Source organism: Pantoea sp. B550 (genome assembly GCF_024158165.1).
Classification (GTDB): domain Bacteria; phylum Pseudomonadota; class Gammaproteobacteria; order Enterobacterales; family Enterobacteriaceae; genus Pantoea; species Pantoea alfalfae.
This window is the reverse complement of record NZ_JAMYXI010000003.1, coordinates 488,718-508,738: the sequence shown is the minus strand read 5'-3', so window position 1 is coordinate 508,738 and position 20,021 is coordinate 488,718. Positions and strand designations below refer to the sequence as shown.

Here is a 20,021-nt window from a genome sequence, read left to right as displayed (position 1 = left end):
GAAGCGCCTAAAAGTTGGCTGGCGTGTGGGCACTGACAATGCGGCAGGGGATTTCAGCCCTGTTGGTGAAGCTGTGCGGTAAACCGGTGTCAATCACATAGCTCTCGCCAGCGGAGAGATGAAACTGTTGTCCGTTGATGATCAGCGTAATTTCGCCTTCCAGCAGCGTACCGGTCTCTTCGCCTGGATGACGGAGCTTCTCGCCAGTGCTGGCACCGGGTTGATAGGTTTCCAGCAGCATGCCCAGCGTGCGCTGCGCACGGCCATTGTCGATCAGCTTCAGCGACACACCCTGGCTGCCAATCTCCAGCAGATCGCTGGGTCGGACAATCACTTTCGGCTCCGCATCCGGTTTGGGGTCGGAGAAGAATTCCGACAGCGACAGCCCATAGACCTTTAGCAGCTTCTGCAGGGTGCTGACCGCCGGGCTGACCTTATCCTGCTCAATGGTGCTGATAGCGCTGTGGGTCAGTCCGGCCAGTTCAGCAACGCGACGTTGCGACAATCCCATCGTCTGCCGGATCTGCGCCAGCCGTCGTCCCGGTGCCAGCGTGGCATCACTCATCTGCTTTTCCCCTGTGGTAACGACTCGCGGCCTGAATAAAGCCGCTGAACAGCGCCTGCGATCCCGCCGTGTTTTCCGGTTGCCATTCGGGATGCCACTGTACCGCCAGGGCGAAGGGATGATGACGCAGGCTCACCGCCTCAATCAGGCCATCCGGCGCGCGTGCCTCAACGCGCAGCTGCGGCCCCGGTTCGCGCACGCCCTGATGATGCAGTGAATTGACCGCAAGCGGCATATTGCTGTCCAGCAGCGTTGCCAGCAGGCCATCCGGTTCGATAGTGATGGTATGCGCTGGCGCATACTGGTCATCAAATGGCAGTGTCTCATCTTCATGATGACGCTGAAATTTTGCCTGCTCACTGAGATTCCGCCACAGCGCGCCACCATTGGCCACCACCAGCTCCTGCAGTCCACGGCAGATGCCAAACATCGGCATTTTGTGGCTGATGGCCCAGGTGATCAGCTGAAAGGCGAGACGGTCGCGGCCCGGATCGGCATGCGGCTCTTCACCGGCTTCGCCATAATGCCAGGGTTCGATGTTGCTGGGACTGCCGGTGAGGAGCAGGCCATCCAGCACAGCCATAGCGTTTTCTGATAGATGAGGCGCATTAGTAAGACTTTGGGGCAGGGCGAGAGGCACGCCACCCGCCAGGACGACCGCATCAATATACTTGTTATGCACCGTCTGAGTCGGATGGCCGCCCAGATCCTTCTGGCACATCACTACGCCAATCAACGGCTTGTCAAAAATAATGCCCATCTTACGTCCTCGCATTACTGGTCGAAATATCTACCGAAAGGGCACGTCTGGCGGTTAAGTGTGCAATATTTTTTCAATCTAGCAATGTGCTGTTTGTTCTTCAAACAGATTTGTTACATTTGCACACTTTTTATGTTGGCGCTATGTTAGTGGTGTGGCTGTTATTTTGAGCATTACGCAAACCTAATAGGGGCGGGTGAGATCATGACTAACCTGGTAGAAGTGGAAGACTTCACGCTTCACAGTGAAGAGAAACGAACCAGCGCGTTCCAGCTTGAGGTGAAAACCTGGCTGGAGCGCCATCCTGAAACGCAGTATGTCGACATCCTGTTAAATGATTTAAATGGTGTGTTCCGCGGTAAGCGTATTCCGGTCTCTGCGCTACCTAAGCTGGAAAAAGGATGTTATTTCCCCGCCTCAGTGTTTGCCATGGATATCCTCGGCAACACGGTGGAAGAAGCGGGACTCGGCCAGTCTCTTGGTGAACCCGATAATCTCTGTCTGCCCGTTAGCGGCACGTTAGTTCCCTCCGCCTCTGACCCTCAACACATTGCACAGCTGCTGTTAACCATGTGCAACCAAGATGGCACTCCCTTTGACGTTGAACCCCGAAATGTCCTCAACCGACTGTGGCAACAGTTGCGCAACCGAGGTCTGTTTCCGGTGGTAGCGGTAGAGCTGGAGTTCTATCTGGTGGACAAAAAGCGCGATGCTGAAGGCTTTATCCAGCCGCCCTGTTCGCCTGGCAGCGATGAACGCAATATGCAGAGCCAGGTCTACTCGGTCGATAATCTCGATCATTTCGCTGATGTCCTGCGCGATATTGACGATTTGGCCCGTCAGCAGGGCATACCGGCCGATGGCGCGCTGGCGGAAGCCTCGCCCGGACAGTTTGAGATCAACCTGCATCATACCCGTGACGTGCTGCGCGCCTGCGACCATGCGGTGCAGCTGAAGCGCCTGATTCGTCAGGTGGCAGAAAACCACGGTATGACCGCGACGTTTATGGCGAAGCCCTATGAGGAGTACGCGGGCAGCGGCATGCATGTGCATATCAGCATGCTGGATGCCGCCGATCACAACGCCTTTGCCTGCGATGACGGCAGCGATTCTCCGCTGATGAAACGGGCGCTGGCCGGGATGATCGATCTGATGCCCGCCTCAATGGCGCTGCTGGCACCCAATGTGAATGCCTATCGCCGCTTTGTCCCTGAAGCCTATGTGCCGTTACAGGCTTCGTGGGGGCATAACAACCGTACCGTTGCGCTGCGCGTGCCGTGCGGAGATATCGACAACCACCGTATTGAGTATCGGGTGGCAGGCGCTGATGCTAATCCCTATCTGGTCGTCTCGGCTATCCTGGCCGGGATGCTGCATGGGCTGGATACGCAGCTGCCATTGCCGCATCCGGTCACCGGCAACGGACACCATGCCGAGGGGCTGGCACTGCCGATCCGGCAGAGTGATGCGCTGTATGAGTTTGACAGCAGCTATCCGCTGCAGAAGTTACTGGGCGAACGCTTTGCCAGTGTCTGGCACAGCTGCAAGCATCATGAACTGATGCAGTTTGAACGACTGATTACGTCTACGGAAATAGACTGGATGCTGAAAAACGCCTGATGAGCTTTTCAGCGTTACTCTGTCGCGCTTTTTTTTGCATAAGGTGCCCCGACGGCTTGTAATACTGCCACGGGTTAGGGCAGAATACGCGGCCTGCAAAATCAGATGATAACCGACGCTTAACGCGCCGGTTATTTTTTTGCATCCAGTTTTAACAGAGCGTTTTTGCTGACTTAACCGAGGCCGGGCACGCACCCGGATAGATAAACACTGAAAACACGCGTAAGCGTGAGATTGAGGATTACAAAGATGGGGATGTTTTTCACTCTGCCAGCCAACGCTGGTACGCGTTTTCGTGATGACTACGGCGCCGCGTCAACCGCTAACCTTACTCCCTGTCGCTTAATGCGCAGTTGCCCTGTGACCCAGCCCAGCCAGGTTGTCGCACAGGGGGGACTGAAGCATGTCGCTTAATACCTCCGCCGCACCGCAGCGTGCGCAACTCAAAAAGACGCTTACGTTACTTCCGGTCGTCATGATGGGCTTAGCCTACATGCAGCCTATGACCCTGTTCGATACCTTTGGCATCGTTTCCGGTCTGACCGATGGTCACGTCGCCACCGCTTATGCTTTCGCACTGATTGCGATTCTGTTCACTGCCGTGAGTTACGGTAAGCTGGTACGCCGCTTCCCCTCTGCGGGCTCCGCTTATACCTACGCTCAGAAGGCGATCAGTCCGCACGTCGGCTTTATGGTCGGCTGGTCATCACTGCTGGACTACCTGTTCATGCCGATGATCAACATCCTGCTGGCTAAAAACTATTTCGAATCGCTGGTGCCGGGCATCCCGTCGTGGATCTTCGTGGTGTTGCTGGTCGGCTTTATGACGCTCTCTAACCTCAAGGGCATCAAAACCGTCGCCAACTTCAATAGTGTCATTGTAGTGCTGCAGGTCATTGTCATGGTCGGGATCACCGGCATGGTGATCTACGGTGTGGCAAGCGGCGTCGGTTCCGGTACCCTGGTGAGCAGCCGTCCGTTCTGGTCTGAGAATGCGCACGTGGTGCCGATGATTACCGGTGCGACCATACTCTGCTTCTCGTTCCTCGGCTTTGATGGCATCAGTTCGCTGTCGGAAGAGACCAAAGATGCAGAACGCACCATTCCACGCGCTATTTTCCTGACGGCGCTGATTGGCGGTGTGATCTTTATCGCGGCATCTTACTTCCTGCAGCTCTACTTCCCGGACATCACCCGTTTCCAGGATCCGGACTCCTCACAGCCTGAGATTATGCTGTTCGTAGCCGGTAAAGCGCTGCAGGTCGGTATCCTGATCTTCTCGGTGGTCACGGTACTGGCATCCGGTATGGCGGCGCACGCAGGCGTATCGCGTCTGATGTATGTGATGGGCCGTGATGGTGTATTCCCGGAGCGTTTCTTCGGTTACATCCATCCAAAATGGCGTACCCCGTCGCTCAACGTGCTGCTGGTCGGTGCGATTGCGCTGATGGCGATTAACTTTGACCTGGTCACCGCGACCGCGCTGATTAACTTCGGTGCGCTGGTGGCGTTTACCTTCGTGAACCTGTCGGTGATCGCACAGTTCTGGATCCGTGAGAAGCGTAACCGCACGCTGAAAGATCACGTTCAGTATCTGCTGCTGCCGCTGCTCGGCGCGATAACGGTCGGTGCGTTGTGGGTGAATCTGGAAGAGAGCTCTATGGTTCTGGGCCTGATCTGGGCCGCCATCGGCATTATCTACCTGGCATTCGTGACCCGCAGCTTCCGTAATCCGGTGCCGCAGTTCAGCGAAGAAGTTTAATCGTGCTCACGTTGCCGCCTTCCGGGCTTTATCGGGAAGGCGGCAACTGTTAACCGGCCAGCACCAGTTCCAGGTTGCCCCCACTTAACAGATCCCACGCCGCATCACTCAGTTTGTTGTCCGTCACCACCTGATCAAACCTCTCCAGCGGTAACGCCAGAAACGTCGCTATTCTGTTGTACTTCGAACTGTCACTCAGTAAAACCCGTTTGCTGCTTACTTCGCTTACTGCCTGCTTCACCATCACTTTATCTTCATCCGGTGTAAACAAGCCACGTGGCCCCCAGCAGGAGGCGGAGATAAAGGCGATATCAATCGCCAGATTGCGCAGGCTGCGTGCTGCCGACTCGCCGACGCAGGAGCGGTTCTCCCGGCATACGGTGCCGCCCGTGTGGATCACCCGGCACTGACTCGCCTCCATCAGCAGATTCGCCACCATGAAATCATTGGTCACCACCAGTAAATCATCACGATCAACCACTTCCTGTGCCAGTGCTAGCGTCGTGGTCCCGGCATCCAGATAGATGCAGCTGTTACGGGGAATGTGACGGGCAGCAGTGCGGCCAATAGCGCGCTTTTCATCGTTGTACAGGGTGCTTTTCGTCAGATGTGACGGTTCAGCTGCCAGTCGATCGGCAGAACGCACGCCGCCGGAAACCGACAGCACAGCACCTTGTTCCTCCAGTTTTTGCACATCCCGGCGGATGGTCATGTGTGACACGCCAAGCCGCTCAGTTAACTCAGCAATGCTCACCACGCCACGATCGGCCACCAGTGCCAGAATCTGTTGATGACGTTCAACCGGAATCATATCTGCTCCCTGATAATTACCATTTTTTCACATTATAAAGTATCTCCCAGTCAACCAGAACAAAAAATAACAGCTGATACAGGGCGGAGAACGGGAGTTACCGGGCTGATACAAGGTGCAGACAGTAAAATGCGCGATGTTAAAAATTGTTCACGTTCACATGATGGATGTTTTTTTGTGAGGAGTGGCACATTTTTACCGACCGGAAGCTGGCAGGATTAACAGTAACAAACAAATAATCACTTAATTTAACAGTGGAGGCGTAACGTGCCAGCTGAAAACATCTGCGTTATCGGGTTAGGTTCCATGGGTATGGGTGCGGCAAAGTCCTGTCTGCGCGCCGGACTCAACACCTGGGGGGTCGATTTGAATTCTGCAGCCCTGGAGAGCTTACGTCAGGCCGGCGCACGTGATGCGCAGACTTCCGCCTCTGCCTTTGCAGACCAGCTCGATGCCGTTTTGCTGCTGGTGGTCAATGCAAAGCAGGTTAACGCCATCCTGTTCGGTGAAGAGGGCCTGGCCGCAAAACTGCGTCCGGGCACGGTGGTGATGGTCTCATCCACACTCTCAGCGCAGGATGCACAGCTGATTGAACAGCGGCTGGCTGAACATCAGTTGCTGATGCTGGATGCGCCGGTGTCGGGCGGCGCGGCCAAAGCGGCCAGCGGTGAAATGACGGTGATGGCATCCGGCAGTGATGCAGTCTTTGCACAACTGCAGCCGGTGCTGGATGCGGTCGCCGCCAAAGTCTATCGCGTGGGCAAGGAAATTGGCCTCGGGTCAACCGTCAAAATTATCCATCAGCTGCTGGCGGGCGTTCACATCGCGGTGGGTGCAGAAGCGATGGCGCTGGCGGCGCGAGCCGGTATTCCGCTGGAAACCATGTATGAAGTGGTCACCAATGCTGCGGGTAACTCGTGGATGTTCGAGAACCGTATGAGGCATGTGGTAGACGGCGACTACAGCCCGAAATCAGCCGTCGATATCTTTGTGAAAGATCTCAACCTGGTGGCCGATACCGCGAAGTCACTGCACATCCCGCTGCCGCTGGCCTCGACCGCCCTCAACATGTTTACCGAAGCCAGCAACGCCGGTTATGGCCGGGAAGATGACAGTGCGGTGATTAAGATCTTCAGCGGCATCACGCTGCCGCAGGCAGGGGAGAGCAGCTGATGCGTCTTGGTGTCATAGCGGACGATTTTACCGGCGCAACGGATATCGCCAGTTTTCTGGTGCAGAACGGCCTGACGACCATTCAGTTCAACGGCATTCCCGCCAGCGAAGAGATGACAGAGGCGCAGGCGATTGTGATCAGCCTGAAAAGCCGTTCCTGCCCGGCAGATCAGGCGGTTTCGCAGTCGCTGGCCGCGCTGGCGTGGCTGCAAAAGCAGGGCTGCGAGCGCTTCTACTTCAAATATTGCTCCACCTTCGACAGTACCGCGCAGGGCAATATCGGTCCGGTGACCGATGCGCTGCTGAATGCGCTTGGTGAGACGCAGACGGTCATCTGCCCGGCATTGCCGGTGAACGGGCGCACCGTCTATCAGGGCTATCTGTTTGTCGGCGATCAACTGCTGTCCGATTCCGGCATGCGGCACCATCCGGTTACACCGATGCAGGACAGCAACCTGATGCGTCTGATGACCTCGCAGGCAACCGGCAAAGCCGGGCTAATCGCCGCAGCACAGATCGATCAGGGCGCGGAGTCAGTACGTCAGGCGCTGGACCAGCTGGCGGAGCAGGGCATCAGCTACGTCGTTACTGACACCCTGCATCAGGGGCATCTGTTGACCCTGGGTGAAGCACTCAGTGACAGGCGGCTGGTGACCGGCGGTTCCGGGCTGGCTATCGGTCTGGCACGACAGTGGACGACGGCCGGGACGGATGCAGAGGCGGAGCGGGCAGGCCGTCCGCACGGCGATCGCGCTGTAGTGCTCTCCGGTTCCTGTTCGCAGATGACCAATCGTCAGGTTGCCGCGTACCGCCAGCTGGCACCGGCCTGCGAAGTAGAGATTGAGCATTGTCTGGAAGATGCAGAAGGGTATGCCCGGCAGCTGTGCGACTGGGTGGAAGCCAACAGCCATCAGACGATGGCCCCGCTGCTTTTTGCCACCGCTGACGCGCAGCAACTGCAGGTGATTCAGCAGCGCTATGGTGCGCAGCGCAGCAGCGAAGCCGTTGAGCAGCTGTTCGCCGCCGTCACCCGTGAGCTGAAACAGCGTGGCTGGCAACGTTTTATTGTGGCGGGAGGGGAAACCTCCGGCGTGGTGGCGCAGAGCCTGGGCGTAACTGCCTTTCACATCGGCCCGACCATCTCGCCCGGCGTGCCCTGGGTGCGCGACATTCATCAGCCGCTCTCCCTGGCTCTGAAATCGGGCAATTTTGGCGACGAAGATTTCTTCCGCCGCGCGCAAACGGAGTTTACCTATGTCTGAATCTTTACTTTTAGCGGAGCAGCAGGCGCGTGACGAAATGGTACGTCTCGGTGCCTCGTTCTTTCAGCGCGGCTATGCCACCGGCTCAGCGGGCAACCTCTCAATGTTGCTGGCGGATGGCAACCTGCTGGCGACCCCTACCGGCTCCTGCCTCGGGGAATTACAGGGTGACCGGCTGTCGAAAGTGACGCCTGAGGGGGAATGGCTCTCCGGCGATAAGCCCTCCAAAGAGATTGCGTTTCACCGCGCGCTCTACCTGAATAACCCCGACTGCCGCGCAGTGGTGCATTTGCATAGCCACTACCTGACGGCGCTCTCCTGTTTACAGGGGCTGGATACGGACAACTGCATCCGTCCGTTTACCCCCTATGTGGTCATGCGCGTCGGTGATGTGCCTGTTGTGCCTTACTACAAGCCGGGCGATGGGCGTCTGGCCGAAGATCTGGCGGCGCTGGCGCCGCGCTACCGCGCCTTCCTGCTGGCGAATCACGGCCCGGTGGTGGTGGGGAAATCCTTACAGGAAGCGGCAGACAACACCGAAGAGCTGGAAGAGACTGCTCGTCTGATCTTTACCCTGGGCGACCGCCCGATCCGTTATCTCAGCGATGCCGAAGTGGCAGAACTCAGGAGCCGATAATGCCGAAGTTTGCTGCTAACCTCTCGACGCAGTTTACAGAATATCCCTTTGCTGAACGCTTTGCTGCAGCGGCGAAAGCCGGTTTCACGGCGGTCGAATTTCTGTTTCCTTATGACTATCCCGCCACGCAGATAAAACAGTGGCTCGATGTAAACCTGCTGCAACTGGTGCTGTTCAATACCGCGCCGGGCAATGTCGCCGCGGGTGAGTGGGGTGTTTCCGCCATCCCCGGACGGGAAGCGGAAGCAAAGGCGGATATCGACCGCGCCCTGAGTTATGCGCTGGCGCTGAACTGCCCGCAGGTTCACATCATGGCGGCGACGGTGCCGCCCGGTGCCGATCGTCAGCGTTACGTTGAGACCTTTATCAGCAACATGCGCTATGCGGCTGAGCGCTTTGCGCCGCACGGCATCAACCTGCTGATAGAAGCGCTTAACCCTGTAACCAAGCCCAACTATCTCTACGCCAGTCAGTATCAGACGCTGGAGATGGTTGAACAGATCGACCGGCCGAACGTGTTCACTCAGCTCGACCTGTTTCATGCACAGCGGGTAGACGGCAACCTCAGCCATCTGATTCGACACTATGCGGGACGTTATCGACACGTACAGATTGCGTCAGCGCCGGATCGCCATGAGCCGGATGAGGGAGAAGTTAACTATCCCTGGCTCTTCTCACTACTGGATGAGGTTGGCTATTCCGGCTGGGTCGGCTGCGAATATATCCCGCGTGGTGACACCAACGCGGGCCTGGGCTGGTTTGCTCCCTGGAAATTAAAAGCCTGATTTAACGTGCTCTTAAACCGGTGTTTCAGCACCGGTTGGGTCAGGCTCGCCCTTTATCTGGCCCTACACCTGCTGACCCTGTACGCCGATAACCCAAAAAATATAACAATTTCTGAGGTTTACTATGTCCACCGCACTGCTGTTAGCCATAGCGACCGCCAGCATCGTGATCCTGCTGCTGCTGGTCATCAAAGCCAAAGTTCATCCGTTTGTCGCCCTGCTGATTGTCAGCCTGCTGGTGGCTATCGCGACCGGCATTCCGGCTGAGAAAATCATGGAGACGATTATCACCGGAATGGGCGGGTTGCTCGGTCATATCACCATCATCATCGTGCTGGGTGCTATGCTCGGGGCAATTATTGAAGCCTCAGGGGGCGCTGAATCGCTGGCGCAACGCTTCAGTAAAACGCTGGGTCTGAAGCGGACCGTCGCCGCTTTAACCATGGCGGCTTTTATCCTGGGTATTCCGGTGTTTTTCGAAGTGGGCTTTATCATCGTCATCCCGCTGATTTATGGCTTCACTAAGGTAGCGCGTGTCTCACCGCTGAAGTTTGGCCTGCCGATGGCGGGCGTCATGCTGACGGTGCACGTGGCGCTGCCAACCCATCCGGGGGCCGCGGCCGCCGCCGGGATCCTGCACACGGACATGGGCTGGCTGATGATGCTGGGTATCGCGATTTCCGTGCCGGTCGGGATCATTGGCTACTACGTGGCGAAAGTGATGAACCGTCGCCATTATCATCTGTCGGTCGAGGTGCTGGAGCAGTTGCAGATGGCGAAGCCAGAGGGGCAGGAAAAGAAGCATGAACCTGCCCCACCGGGCGCGCTGACCATCAGCGGTCTGATTGTGGTCCCGATTGTATTGATCGTGCTGGGAACGCTGTCCCACACCCTGCTGGCTGAAGGCAGTCTGCTGCGTAACGTCATGACTGTGATTGGCACGCCGCCGATTGCCCTGCTGATTGCCTTAGGACTGGCGGCCTGGCTGCTGGGCGTCCGTCGTGGCTGGAGCAAAGACAAGCTTGAAGATCTGACCGGCCGGGCAATTCCCACCTCCGCCAGTGTGATTCTGGTGGCCGGTGCGGGTGGGGCATTTGGCAAAGTCCTGGTGGAATCAGGGGTCGGCAAAGCGCTGGCGGTGACGCTGGAAACACTGCATCTGCCGCTGGTACCTGCTGCGTTTATCCTGTCACTGGCGCTGAGGGCGTCACAGGGTTCCGCCACGGTAGCCATTCTGACCACCAGCGGTCTGCTGACGCAGGCGGTAACCGGCGTGACGGATATGCAACGGGTACTGGTTACCCTGGCAGCCTGTTTTGGCGGCCTGGGGCTTTCACATGTCAATGATGCGGGCTTCTGGGTGGTCACCCGTTATCTCGGACTTTCCGTGGCCGACGGTTTACGCACCTGGACGGTGCTGACGACGATAATGGGATTAAGCGGTTTTGTGCTGACCTGGCTGGCGTGGATGGTGCTCTGATTGAGCAAGACAGGAAAGCCTGACCCGGCAGGGGATGCCGGATCAGGCTTTCTCATGGGTTCAGGAAACCAGCTCCTGCGCATAAAGATAGAGCGCTTTGAGCTGCCCAACCTTTTCTGCATCAGCTTCATGCAGATTAGCCAGTCCTTCCAGTTCCTGCATAAACGCCTGCACCCGATCACCGTTCAGCACGTCACGGCGATGCTCCAGCCAGCGCTGTTGCTCGGCATCATCCAGCGTGCCGGGGAAATTACGCGCCCGATAGCGGAACAGCAGTTTCGCCACCCGCGCACTCTCAAAGCTCAGGTCAAGCGCAGGCAGATTGGCCGGCGCGGTCTGACGAATAATGTTCATCCCGGCGCGATCGGCATCGCTGAAGAATCCATCGTAGAGCTGCGTGTCCACATCCTCTGACGGTGTAAACGGCTCGGCTTCGGCAAACAGCGTAACCAGTTTTTCCCGCACGTCAGGCTGCTGACGCAACAGCGCCAGATTCGTCAGACAGTGCTGACGATCAATACCCAGACGGGCCGCATCTTCCGGACGCAGCGTACTGGCAGGTGCCAGCACCGGACACTTGTTGATATGCACCAGTTTAACCGGTACCGCAGGCAGATCGCCGAGGTCGTTTTTCGGCGTGTAAAGACGTTCACGCAGCGTGTCAGCATCCAGTTGCAGCAGCGGTGACATATCGCCTGCCAGATCCACCACGATCAGCGCATTCCGGTTATCGGGATGCCAGGCCAGCGGCACGATCCAGCTGGTGTTGCCGCGCGCGGCGCCGAACATGCCAGAGACATGGACCAGCGGTTTCATCTGCGGGATGTCGATCAGGTTCATCAGCTTGTTTTTGTTGCGATGGGTAAACAAAAACTCAAACAGTTTCGGCTGCTTCTCTTTTACCAGCTTTGCCATCGCCAGCGTGGCGTAAACATCGGACATTGCATCGTGCGCATTTTCATGGGCCACGCCGTTGGCTTTGGTCAGATGCTCCAGCCGGAAGCTGGGAAAGCCTTCTTCATTTTCCGGCCAGTTGATCCCGTCAGGCCGCAGCGCATAGCAGGCACGCATCACGTCGAGCAGGTCCCAGCGTGAGTTGCCGTTTTGCCAGGCCCAGCCATAAGGGTCATAAAAGTTGCGATAGAAGATATTACGTGTCACTTCATCATCGAAACGCACGTTGTTGTAGCCCACCACGCAGGTTTGTTCGGTGGTGAACAGCTTATGAATGCGTTCGGCAAACTCTGCTTCGATGACGCCGCGGCTCATCGCTATCTGCGGGGTGATGCCGGTAATCATTACCGCTTCGGGCTGTGGCAGATAGTCATCAGGCGGACGGCAGTAGAACACTTCAGGCTCGCCGACCGGATTAAACTCACTGTCGGTGCGCAGGCCGGCAAACTGGGCGGGCCGGTCACGAGAGGGGCTGGTACCGAAGGTCTCATAATCGTGAAACAGAAAAGTGGGCTGTACGCGGTCGTTATTCAAATTTCATATCCGTTCATTGCGTTTACTGGCGTAGAGAACAGAAAGCGTAAAGACCGCTCTCTGTCCGCTCTGAATTTTTGCGCCACAGAGGAGGGTAATCGTTGCGTCTGGTGCGCGCTGACTGTGCGTTCTGCCACAGAGCTATTATAGCGGATCAGGGGATCGTCTGACGCTCTCCCATATGGTAAACCATATTCCGGTACGTCTGAAGTTAAGGGTTCAGTCGGCCTGATGCTTCTCTGCAACCGTCAGACCTCTGCAATCACTGCAGCAGGCGTGCGAGCCTGTATCAGCGGACGCCATTTTCATCTCAAAAGCGGAATCCGCTACGCATTTTCGCAGCCTATGTATGCCGCTCTCAGCGCAGCGTATGAAATGACGCCTGCGCTTCCTCTGTTCTGCCCTGGCGGGCGAACCGCGTTACTTCGTCAGACGCGCACCCGCCTGGCGCCCGGTTCATACTTTTTTTCAATTTATTCAAACCTTCACAACGCTTTTGCCGTACAACGTGCGGCTGTTTCCGTTTCGTTTTTAGAAATTTTCTCTCCCGTGCAATTAAGGATGAAGTGTTGAAAAGGCGTCTGTTGTTCACCGTTACCGCTACTGTTTTTTGGGCCTCGCTGGCACAGGCTGATGCGATTCCCTTTCCTGTGACGCCTCCGGCGATTGATGCGGCTTCCTGGGTATTGATGGATGCCACTACCGGGCAGGTGCTGACCGCGGGCAATCCCGATGAACGCCGCAATCCCGCCAGCCTGACCAAACTGATGACCGGCTACGTGGTCGATCGCGCTATCGACCAGAAGAAAATCAGCCGGGACGACATGGTCACGGTTGGAAAAGATGCCTGGGGTGCAGGGAATCCGGTGTTTAAAGGGTCCTCCCTGATGTTCCTGAAGCCAGGTGATAAGCTGAGCGTCCGGGATCTAAGCCGCGGCGTGATCATCGACTCCGGCAATGACGCCTGCGTTGCGCTGGCGGATTACGTGGCGGGCAGCGAAGCGAACTTCGTCGGTATGATGAATCATTATGTTGAGAAGCTCGGCCTGCAGAATACGCATTTTGAAACGGTTCATGGTCTGGATGCGCCAGGTCAGTACTCCAGCGCGCTGGATATGGCGAAGCTGTCACGCGCCATCATCGATGGCGAGCCTGATTTTTATGCCATGTACAGTGAAAAGACCCTGACCTGGAATGGCATTACCCAGAATAACCGTAATGGTCTGCTATGGGATAATAATCTCCACGTTGATGGGCTGAAAACCGGTCACACTGAAACAGCGGGCTTTAATATCATCGCGTCAAATGTGGTGGGCAAACATCGCCTGATCGCTGTCGTCATGGGGGGGAAAAGTTCGAAAGGCCGCGAAGAGCAGGCGCGTAAACTGCTGGTCTGGGGCCAGAACACCTTCGATACCGTTCAGCTGTTCCATGCGGGTAAGAAGATTGGCAGCGAAAATGTCTGGTACGGCAATCCGCATCAGGTAGAGGTGGGAACGGCAGAAGATGTTTATCTGTCTCTGCCGCGCAGTGAAGTGCAGAACGTGAAGGCGAAATACGTCATCGATCGTAAAGATCTGGAAGCACCGCTGAAAGCCAATGAAGTGATCGGCGAGATTCAGGTGATGGATAAAGATCAGCAGATTGCTCACTATCCGCTGGTGGCACTGAGTGCGGTCGAGCCAGCAGGCGTGATTACTCGCCTGACGGACTATCTTAAACAGAAGTTCTGATTGTCGCCGGGCAGTACAGAAACGGGTAGCCTGCGGGCTGCCCGTTTTCACATTTATACCCTGAGCCTGTTACCGATACCTGATAAAGGTTAAAAAGCCGTATTAAGTTGTTCATGACTTCCGGTCAGGTATGTGAGGCGGATGTTGATAATTGTAAGCGAACGTCAAAACTGTTTTGAAATATCCGGCCCGCGCTAAGTCCAGGCCGCGTTCAGGGTTAAGATAGCCCCATCATGTTCCCGTAACCGGAAAGTCACTTTGCGTCCTGACAAGCCCATCTCGAAACTGGAGTTCTGGTTTTATCGCCATTACCGATACGTCCACGGCGTGCGCATTGCCATCGCCTTTTTGCTCTGCTTTATTTTTGTCCGGGCAACCGGTATTCCGGAAGGCACCTGGCCGCTGATCACGCTGGTGGTGGTGATGGGGCCGATTTCCACCTGGGGAAATGTCTTTCCACGCGCCCTGCAGCGCATCTGCGGCACGGTGGCGGGCTCGATTTCCGGGCTGATTGCCCTGAAGCTGGAGCTTATTTCCATGCCGGTGATGCTGGCCTGGTGCGGCATCATCATGGTGATCAGCGGCTACCTGACGCTGGGCAAACATCCCTACATGGCGCTGCTGATCGGGATTACGCTGAGCGTGGTGGTGGGTGCGCCAACCGGCGATTTCACCGTGGCACTGTGGCGCGGTGGTGATGTCATTCTGGGATCGCTGATGGCGCTGCTGTTTACCGCTATCTGGGCGCAGCGCGCCTACACACACTGGCGCATTCAGCTCTCCGACACGCTGGCGGGCATGGCAAAAATCTATCACGCCGGCTTCTCGCCTAACCTGGTTGAAAAGCCGCGTCTCAATAAGCCGCTGGGCAAATTGCTGACCAGCGTGATCAAAATGCGGGCGCTGCTGGAGCCGTCGAGCAAAGAGACGCGCATTCCGAAGTCGGTGCTTGAAGCGATTCAGACCATAAACCGTAATATGGTTTACACCATTGAGATGCAGATTAATGCCTGGTGGGCCTCGCGTGAGAGCCACCTGATTATGCTTAACGCGCCTGCACTCCGCCGCACGCAGCAGATGACCGAGAATACGCTACGGGCGCTGTCGGTGATGGCGATTGAGGGTGAAACAGAAGAGGTGATTGCCAACAGCCATGAGCTGACCGAAATCAGTGGCGAACTGCGCAGACTGATCGCCGAAGCGGGCAGCGACGGGCTGGAAGAGACGCCAATCTACGGCTACGTCTGGCTGACGCTGGAACTGGCGAAACAGCTGGAGCGGATGACCGATCTGATGCGGATGGCGCTGCGCAAATAATCACCTCAGACAAGGACTTAATGTGAAACCGGGTTTCTTTGCGCTAAGATAAGAGCCAGTCTGAATTTAGCTGTGAAAATTGCTTACCTGGCGGGCTAGCCGCTAAGCTGATCGTTTTGACTCTCTCCCTGCGTCAGCAGGCTTAAAGAAAGGTGCCATCATGGAAAATGCCAAGCAGTCATTTCAGGACGTACTGGAGTTCGTGCGTATGTTCCGCCGCAAAAACAAACTGCAGCGTGAAATTGTCGATAATGAGAAGAAAATCCGCGATAACCAGAAGCGCGTACTGCTGCTCGACAACCTGAGCGAATATATCAAACCCGGCATGAGCGTTGAGGCCATTCAGGAAATCATCGCCAGCATGCGTGTGGATTATGAAGACCGCGTGGATGAGTACATCATCAAAAACGCCGACCTGTCTAAAGAGCGTCGCGAGCTGTCGAAAAAAATCAAAGCGATGGGCGTGGGCGAACACCCGAAAGCCTAAGAACAGAGCGCTTATGCGTTCTGTGTTCCCTGTGAACCCGCATTCACTCCGGTGGTGCGGGTTTTTTATTATCTGTCTCAGCGCAGAATTATTTACCCGCCAGCCTGCGGGCAATCTCCTGTAGCTGACGAGAGAGCGCCACTACATCGACCCGCTTATCCGCGGGCGGGGCGGTGGTCTCACGAATTACCAGCGTGGTTTTCAGCGCGTTGGCTGGTGCCTCTTCACCCTGAAGCCGCGCCAGCATTCGCTCAACACTTTGTGCGCCAAGATAGTGTAAATCCTGCCGCACCGTGGTCAGCGGCGGCTGATACCACGCGCTCTCGGCGGTATCGTCATAACCAATCACGGAGATCCCGGCAGGAATGGCGACGCCATACTGATGCAGCGCCCGCATTGCACCCAGCGCCATCTGATCGTTAGCCACCAGCAGCGCCTGCGGCAGGTCATCGGGCAACTGCGTCAGCAGCGCCTGATAACCCGACTGCGCGCTCCAGTCACCGCGCAGCGCGCAATGCGGCGTTAACTGATGATCGGCCAGCGCCTGACGCCATACCTTTTCGCGCTGACGGGCTGACACCGAGCGCAGCGGCCCGTTTAACAGGCCAATCTGACGATGCCCCAGCGCCACCAGATGTTCAACGGCGGCACGTGCGCCGGACTCACTGGGATACTGACACTGTGCCACCGCCGCCTGCGGTTCGACATCCAGAAACAGCACCGGCTTGCCGCCGCACAGTAACTGAATCTGCTGCGCTTCATCGGCATCCAGCGGCAGGTTAATCAGCAGCCCATCGACCCGCTGAGCCAGCAGTTCATTCACGGTGGCAGCCGCATCGTGACCGCTGTCCATCGCAATCACCAGATGATAACCCGCCTGTGCAGCACGCTGCTGAATCGCCGAGGCGATCTGCGCCGGTGCCATCAGGGCCAGGTCGCTGGTCGCGAGACCTAACGTGCGCGTCGCCTTGCCCGCCAGCTGCTGCGCCACCCGATTGGGCACATAATTGAGCTGCTGCATCGCCGCCTCAACCCTTTCCCGCGTGCGGGCTGAAACCTGTTCAGAACGATTTAAAACACGTGAAACAGTTTGATATGAGACGCCGGCCAGTTGAGCGACATCATCAAGGGTCACGGAGCGGGAAGTCATTGAACTCTCCAAAAGATGAAGCGACGAGTGTAACAAATTTTCATGCTGTGCTGCTGCCGGCCACCTGTTCACCACCATGCCAGCGGGGGAAAATGGCGGCACCCGACCCGCGGACGTTGCCGGTTGTTAACGCTGCTGCAGATAGACCTGCAGGTTCACATCCACCGCGTTCAGCAGCGGCGTGGCAAGCCCGTTTCGTTTCGCCCGCAGCAGCAGGTCACCGATGATCTGATCGGCTTCAATATCATAACCTTGAGTGAGATCGCGGTACATTGAGGAGGTCATCGGGGTCGCGGGATTGTTTAACAGCTCAAAAATGCGGGCCGTCACCGCCGGGCGCGGCTGATAGCCTTCGGCAGTAATGACGGACAGAATCTCCGTAAAGATCCCCTGTAGCAGCGCTTCGCCGCCGCGCGAGGTGAGGATCTGCCGGGTATCGCCGCGTGCCAGGCAGCAGACCGCGCCGAGCGTGCTGAGCAGCAGCCACTTCTCCCACAGCTCATCCATGATGTTATCGCTGAACAGGGTATCAACCTGACAGTCGCGCAGCGCGGCATCAACCCGTTGCAGCCGTTCATCATTATTGCCGTCCAGCGCGCCGTAAAAGATCTGATGCAGCGGTGTCATCTGGATGATTTCGCCCTGTTCGCCCAGCGTAGCGTTGATCTTGCACAGGCCGCCAATCACCTTATCTTCGCCGAAGCGCTGTTGCAGCGTCGCGATGTGCCGCATTCCGTTAAGAATCGGCATAATCAGCGTGTCCGGGCCGACCGCAGGTGCAATGTCCTCCATCACCTGTTCAAGGGCAAAGCTCTTCACCGTCACAATAATCAGATCATAGTGGCCCGTCAGGGTGCTGACCTGCGTCAGCTGCGGCTGTAACGTTTCGGTACCCTGCGGCGTCTGCAGCACCAGCCCGTTGTTTTGCAGCTGCTGATAACGGCGTTCACGCACCAGAAAAGTCACGTCCTGACCTGCCTGAGCCAGTCGTGCACCAAAGTATCCACCGGTCGCGCCGGCGCCTGCCATCAGAATCCGCATTCCACTCTCCCTTTGCTGAAAACCTTTACCTTAGAACGCCGCGAGCGTGCTTACCAGCGTTAGCCTCCGGCGTAGCGTTTCGGGGTGCGTGAAAAAATAGGCAGGGAAAGCATGAGCAGTGAGGCGAGAATGCAGAAAAATCAGATTTTCCCGGTCAGCAGGGCGAATTAGCGTGCGGCGTTAAAGCCGGGTGACGCCCAGCTCGGCAGCCTGCTGTTCCCACGCCAGCACGTCCTGATAATCGTCTCGCTGCACCGGGCTGAATCCACTGATGAGATTGTCGTTGCAGACGCTGCGAAAGGCGGGATCGTTTACCAGCTGATGCAGCGCCGTGCGTAATGTCGCCAGCCGGGCGGCTGACGTTGAGGCGGCCGTGATCAGCGGCAATCCGGTTGTGGCGGGCGTCTCACCGATGATATGCAGGCCACACAGTTCATCCGGCGCATAGCGCGCCAGCAGCGCCCAGCTGACGCAGTCGACGGCCGCAATATCTGCCTGTGAATCACGCAGCGCCGCCAGCGACTGACGATGTCCGCCACTTAGCAGTAGCTGTGAAAACGTCACGCCCTGGAGCGCCGCCACAAACCGCAGCGCGTTATAGCCGGAGTGCGAGTTCGTACTATTAGCTACGGCCCGCTGACCGTTGAAATCGGCCAGCGTCGCCTGTTTATTTCGCGCTACCAGCCAGCTGCGATAATGGCGCCCGCTACAGCCCGGTGCCTGATAGTGAAAGGTGCCAACCAGCTGAACCGCCGGTAACTGACTGACCAGCGGATAGCCGCAGGTCTGGCTCAGCAGCAACCGCGCATCCCGCCAGTGGGCCAGCAGATCGTCAGGCCAGACCGGCTGCGCCTCAGTGTCATGCTGCGCCAGCAGCGTAACCACAGCCTGCATTAATGTCCGCGTGGCAGGCGGATGGAGGGCATACATGGGCCAGGCGAGCAGATTATTCATGGGTTTTCTCCACTGAGCGGCCCGGATGGGCATTGACCCCAACCGGTCTGGCCCAGAACTGACGCAGCCAGACCCGGTAGCCCGCCACCCGAAAACCGTGGTTGCGCTGATAGTATTGCTCGCGGTCGCGCAGATAGAGCGGGCGCAGGCCATACCACGGAACGCCAGGCAGATCGTGATGCACTGAATGGTAGTTCAGATTCAGAAACAGTATGCGCCAGGGCCAGGCCGCTTCATTATTCACCGAACGTGCCAGCGGATCGTCCGCTGCACGATGCTCGTAAAAGGACCGTACCTTTGTCAGCGCCAGCGCCGGATAACTTACCGCCAGCAGATACCACAGCGGCGAAAACCCGAGCTCCGCCATCCAGTAAAACAGCAGAGCCAGCAGCGCGCCATGCAGCAGCCACATGCCTGTCGCAGAGCGATCGCCACGGCGCAATGCCTGCCACATCCCGCCAACGGTCGACGCGATATCCATTAGCGGGCCGAGCAGCAACCGTCCCGGAAACGTGTTGCGCAGATGAATCAGCCGCTGCTGCCAGCGCGGCAACTGCGCCCAGCGTGCAGCGGAAAAATAGTAGGTTTCCGGGTCTTCGTCCGGCTCAGTCAGGGTGTGATTGCGATGATGGGCCAGATGAGAGTCGCGATACAGACCATAGGGATACCAGACCGCCAGCGGCAGAGTGCCGAACAGCTGATTCACCCGCGGCCAGCGTGTGGGATGACCGTGGATCAGCTCATGCTGCAGTGACATATACCAGGTGGTGAAAACGATCAGCAGCAGGGTAGCGGGCAGTCGTCCCAGCGTCTGCCAGTTCAGCATCACCGGGAACCAGCCGCCGTAAATCACGCCCATCAGCAGCCAGGTCGGCAGTTCGCTGCGCCAGAGCCAGCTGCGCGCGCGTTGTTTCAGCCAGGCGCGCTGCTGTAAAGAGAGATAGCCGTTGTGCATCATTCACCTGACAGCGGAAGCAAGAGTCTGGAGAGTGAAAG

Annotated in this window: 18 protein-coding genes; 10 read left to right on the top strand and 8 right to left on the bottom strand. The window is 57.3% G+C overall.

Going from position 1 to position 20,021, the window contains the following annotated elements; genetic code table 11:
• Positions 1–7: 7 nt before the first annotated feature.
• Both puuR and puuD read right to left on the bottom strand, forming a co-directional pair.
• Positions 8–565 carry an HTH-type transcriptional regulator PuuR gene (gene puuR / locus NIM72_RS05495; protein ID WP_161734432.1) on the bottom strand — a complete coding sequence of 186 codons (558 nt, stop codon included), beginning with the start codon at positions 563–565 and terminating at the stop codon, positions 8–10.
• Positions 558–1,325, bottom strand: coding sequence for a gamma-glutamyl-gamma-aminobutyrate hydrolase (gene puuD, locus NIM72_RS05490; protein ID WP_253419254.1), 768 nt, complete (start codon positions 1,323–1,325; stop codon positions 558–560). The genes puuR and puuD overlap by 8 nt, the downstream gene beginning before the upstream one ends.
• Before the next feature lie 204 nt (positions 1,326–1,529).
• Here puuD and NIM72_RS05485 point away from each other — a divergent pair, with 204 nt between their 5' ends.
• Both NIM72_RS05485 and NIM72_RS05480 read left to right on the top strand, forming a co-directional pair.
• A complete protein-coding gene (locus NIM72_RS05485; protein WP_161734428.1) occupies positions 1,530–2,945 on the top strand; it encodes a glutamine synthetase family protein in 1,416 nt (471 codons plus the stop codon).
• Positions 2,946–3,348: 403 nt separating this feature from the next.
• Positions 3,349–4,707: an APC family permease gene (locus NIM72_RS05480; protein ID WP_161734426.1), complete on the top strand. Its 1,359-nt coding sequence runs from the start codon at positions 3,349–3,351 to the stop codon at positions 4,705–4,707.
• 49 nt (positions 4,708–4,756) lie between these two features.
• On the opposite strand, the gene ygbI is transcribed toward NIM72_RS05480, so the two are convergent.
• The gene (gene ygbI, locus NIM72_RS05475) at positions 4,757–5,518 is read right to left on the bottom strand and encodes a DNA-binding transcriptional repressor YgbI (RefSeq protein ID WP_253419251.1); all 762 of its coding nucleotides are present in this window, start codon (positions 5,516–5,518) and stop codon (positions 4,757–4,759) included.
• Positions 5,519–5,785: 267 nt separating this feature from the next.
• On the opposite strand from ygbI, the gene ltnD reads away from it, so the two are divergent.
• The 5 genes from ltnD (at position 5,786) to NIM72_RS05450 (ending at position 10,855) form a co-directional block, all read left to right on the top strand.
• Complete coding sequence (gene ltnD, locus NIM72_RS05470; protein WP_253419249.1) at positions 5,786–6,691, top strand: L-threonate dehydrogenase; 906 nt, start codon at positions 5,786–5,788, stop codon at positions 6,689–6,691.
• The gene (gene otnK, locus NIM72_RS05465; protein WP_161734421.1) at positions 6,691–7,953 is read left to right on the top strand and encodes a 3-oxo-tetronate kinase; all 1,263 of its coding nucleotides are present in this window, start codon (positions 6,691–6,693) and stop codon (positions 7,951–7,953) included. Before ltnD ends, otnK begins: the two co-directional genes overlap by 1 nt.
• Positions 7,946–8,590, top strand: a complete 645-nt coding sequence (locus NIM72_RS05460) for an aldolase (RefSeq protein ID WP_161734419.1) — start codon at positions 7,946–7,948, stop codon at positions 8,588–8,590. Before otnK ends, NIM72_RS05460 begins: the two co-directional genes overlap by 8 nt.
• Complete coding sequence (locus NIM72_RS05455) at positions 8,590–9,375, top strand: HPr family phosphocarrier protein (protein WP_161734417.1); 786 nt, start codon at positions 8,590–8,592, stop codon at positions 9,373–9,375. The genes NIM72_RS05460 and NIM72_RS05455 overlap by 1 nt, the downstream gene beginning before the upstream one ends.
• Before the next feature lie 124 nt (positions 9,376–9,499).
• Complete coding sequence (locus NIM72_RS05450) at positions 9,500–10,855, top strand: GntP family transporter (protein WP_161734415.1); 1,356 nt, start codon at positions 9,500–9,502, stop codon at positions 10,853–10,855.
• Between the two features lie 60 nt (positions 10,856–10,915).
• Here the strand turns inward: NIM72_RS05450 and sbcB are convergent, their stop codons facing one another.
• Positions 10,916–12,343 carry an exodeoxyribonuclease I gene (sbcB, locus tag NIM72_RS05445; RefSeq protein WP_161734413.1) on the bottom strand — a complete coding sequence of 476 codons (1,428 nt, stop codon included), beginning with the start codon at positions 12,341–12,343 and terminating at the stop codon, positions 10,916–10,918.
• A 569-nt stretch (positions 12,344–12,912) separates the two neighbouring features.
• Here sbcB and dacD point away from each other — a divergent pair.
• The 3 genes from dacD (at position 12,913) to tmaR (ending at position 15,880) form a co-directional block, all read left to right on the top strand.
• Positions 12,913–14,076: a serine-type D-Ala-D-Ala carboxypeptidase DacD gene (dacD, locus tag NIM72_RS05440; RefSeq protein ID WP_202604973.1), complete on the top strand. Its 1,164-nt coding sequence runs from the start codon at positions 12,913–12,915 to the stop codon at positions 14,074–14,076.
• A 258-nt stretch (positions 14,077–14,334) separates the two neighbouring features.
• Positions 14,335–15,393 carry an FUSC family protein gene (locus tag NIM72_RS05435; RefSeq protein ID WP_161734409.1) on the top strand — a complete coding sequence of 353 codons (1,059 nt, stop codon included), beginning with the start codon at positions 14,335–14,337 and terminating at the stop codon, positions 15,391–15,393.
• 160 nt (positions 15,394–15,553) lie between these two features.
• Positions 15,554–15,880, top strand: a complete 327-nt coding sequence (gene tmaR, locus NIM72_RS05430; protein ID WP_004571340.1) for a PTS system regulator TmaR — start codon at positions 15,554–15,556, stop codon at positions 15,878–15,880.
• Between the two features lie 88 nt (positions 15,881–15,968).
• On the opposite strand, the gene NIM72_RS05425 is transcribed toward tmaR, so the two are convergent.
• The 4 genes from NIM72_RS05425 to NIM72_RS05410 form a co-directional block, all read right to left on the bottom strand.
• Positions 15,969–17,030, bottom strand: a complete 1,062-nt coding sequence (locus tag NIM72_RS05425; protein WP_253419246.1) for a LacI family DNA-binding transcriptional regulator — start codon at positions 17,028–17,030, stop codon at positions 15,969–15,971.
• A gap of 126 nt (positions 17,031–17,156) precedes the next feature.
• Entirely contained in the window at positions 17,157–18,071 is a 915-nt protein-coding gene (locus NIM72_RS05420) for a ketopantoate reductase family protein (protein ID WP_161734405.1), read from the bottom strand.
• 180 nt (positions 18,072–18,251) lie between these two features.
• Positions 18,252–19,025 (bottom strand): phosphate/phosphite/phosphonate ABC transporter substrate-binding protein, encoded by a 774-nt coding sequence (locus NIM72_RS05415; protein WP_253419244.1) that lies wholly within the window; start codon positions 19,023–19,025, stop codon positions 18,252–18,254.
• Positions 19,018–19,980 carry a fatty acid desaturase gene (locus tag NIM72_RS05410; RefSeq protein WP_253421995.1) on the bottom strand — a complete coding sequence of 321 codons (963 nt, stop codon included), beginning with the start codon at positions 19,978–19,980 and terminating at the stop codon, positions 19,018–19,020. The genes NIM72_RS05415 and NIM72_RS05410 overlap by 8 nt, the downstream gene beginning before the upstream one ends.
• Positions 19,981–20,021: the final 41 nt, after the last annotated feature.